This window comes from Agrobacterium sp. LY4 (assembly GCF_001526585.1).
Taxonomy (GTDB): domain Bacteria; phylum Pseudomonadota; class Alphaproteobacteria; order Rhizobiales; family Rhizobiaceae; genus Agrobacterium; species Agrobacterium leguminum.
Window position 1 is genome coordinate 1 of the sequence record NZ_ASYA01000032.1, and the last position, 2,293, is coordinate 2,293.

Below are 2,293 nucleotides of genomic sequence, written 5' to 3' on the forward strand. Positions count from 1 at the left end.
TATCACATCGTCTGCGCCATATATGAGGCTGAGGCTGTGCTGGCGGTCAGTGGGTGAACTCAGCATGCCTAGCCGGTGGGCGTGCCATATTCGCCACCCTCATTTTCAGGGCGGCGAGACAGTCAGTATTAATATGCTGCAAGCAAGCGGTTTGTCGCAACTGACGCACTCGGCGCAGATCAAAGTCGCGCCTTTCGTGTGTCGAATCTTCCCCACTAAGCTACATCGGCGTCAAATTGGATGCTGTGAAGCCGTTTATAAAGGCCATCATTCGCAAGAAGCTCGCGTCTGCTGCCCTGCTCGGCGACTTCACCATTATCCATAACGACAATCTTGTCGGCACGATTGATAGTGGAGAGACGGTGAGCAATGACGATTGATGTCTTGTTGAACGTCAGTCGTTCAAGTGCATCGCGAACGAGAGCTTCGGATTCCGAATCCAATGCGCTGGTTGCTTCATCGAGGATCAAAATATCCGCGTCTCTGAGCATGGCGCGGGCAATCGCAACACGCTGCCGCTGCCCGCCGGACAATCCAGAGCCATTTTCACCGAGCCTGCTGTCATAGCCGTCCGGCATGCTCATGATGAAATCGTGCGCATTGGCTGCCTTGGCGGCCGCTATTATCTCTTCTTCGGTGGCATTGTCGCGGCCAACGGAAATATTGTGCCTTATGGATCCCGAAAACAGGAATGTTTCCTGGCCGACGTAAGAAACGTGCTCGCGCAAGCTCGAAAAAGAAACGTCGCGCAAATCCATACCGTTGATTTCTACTGAGCCGGTTTGCGGATCGTAAAGGCGCATTATGAGATTGATGATGGTGGATTTGCCGCTGCCGGATGGGCCGACCAGCGCGGTCATCTTGCCGCCTTCGAAGAGCAGGCTGACATCCTTCAGAACGGGCTGGCCTGCAACATATTCAAAGCTCACATTTTTTAGTTCGACATCGCCTGTCGCTTTGGGGAGAGGCTCGGCGTCTTTTTTCTCGGCAAGCGTCAGCGGCGCGTCCAGCACCTCAAACATCATCCGCACGCCAATCATGCCGCCTTCGATCTGTACCCGCATGCGGGCGAGGCGTTTCGCCGGTTCATAGGCAAGCAACAGGGCGGTAATAAAAGCCATCAAATCGCCCGGCGAGCCGCCTTTTTCGAGAACGGTGTAGCCGGACACGGCAATAACGACAGCAATTGCGAGGCCTGATAGCGTCTCCATGATGGGACTGGTCGCGGCCTCCAGTTTGGCAATGCCATTGGCACGTTGCTCTACGTCGGAAACCGCCTTGTTCATGCGCTGACGCATAAGCTTCTCAAGGGAGAATGCCTTGATGACACGTACACCTATGCTGGTTTCCTGTACGACATTGACAATCTCACCGAGCGAAGCAAGCTCCGCCTCCATGATCTTGCGTACGCGGCGTAAAACAAGCCGAACGCTGAAGATGGCAAGAGGACCGATAATCATGGAGATCGCACTCAGGAGGAAATTTTGGGCGAACATTACGATAATCAGGCCGATAAGCGAAAACAGGTCACGTACGAAAGATGTGACAATCGTATCGATGACGCTGCGCGCCGCCTGTGCATTGTAAGTAACGCGAACCAGCAGTTCCGAGGAAGGCAGATTCTGAAAGAAAGAAACGCCTTGTTTCAGGAGACGATCATAGATTTTGCGTTGTTGCTCCGCTACGATGCTATTGCCAGCTTTGCTAAGATAATAGCTCTGCACGAAGGTTGCGAGGCCTTTGACGATGAAGATAGTCGCGACTGCAAAGGCAATCTCGAGAACGACGTCAAAGCCCTGCTTCAGATAAACGCTGTTGACGATATCGCGCATGATCCATGCGCTGAGAGATGTCGTGCCGGCGACGACGAGCATCGCGGCAATTGCCGCAGAATACCAGCCAACATGCTTTCTGAAATTTTCTTTGAAAAGTCGCACCAGCAACGTCTTGTCGTTTTCAGACAAAAAAGATCCGATCACGGAGATATCCTTAGTTAGCTGATACCACTACGATTTGAGAAACTGATGGCTGTCCATTTCGATCATTTTTGACCAGGAAACCAGTCCACTATCTGTTCCGAATAGGTAAGCCGCATTCTACTTCGTTTCGTAATCCCGTATCAACTGGCTTAATAATTTCTCTCGGCGCTGGAAAAGTCCTCAGACTCGTTGTTCAAGCGAACCAAATAGTGCGGTGGCCGGCGAGTGTCAACATCCCGCCGGCCCGGTCGAACATTCGAGATGCACCGTCACCGTCATTTATAATCGTCCTCGATGCGGATGACATCGTCCTC

At 52.5% G+C, this 2,293-nt stretch carries 1 protein-coding gene; it reads right to left on the reverse strand.

What is annotated here, in order from left to right; all coding sequences use genetic code 11:
* Window positions 1-215 precede the first annotated feature (215 nt).
* Window positions 216-1,979, reverse strand: coding sequence for an ABC transporter ATP-binding protein (locus L904_RS20270; protein ID WP_035260611.1), 1,764 nt, complete (start codon window positions 1,977-1,979; stop codon window positions 216-218).
* Window positions 1,980-2,293 lie beyond the last annotated feature (314 nt).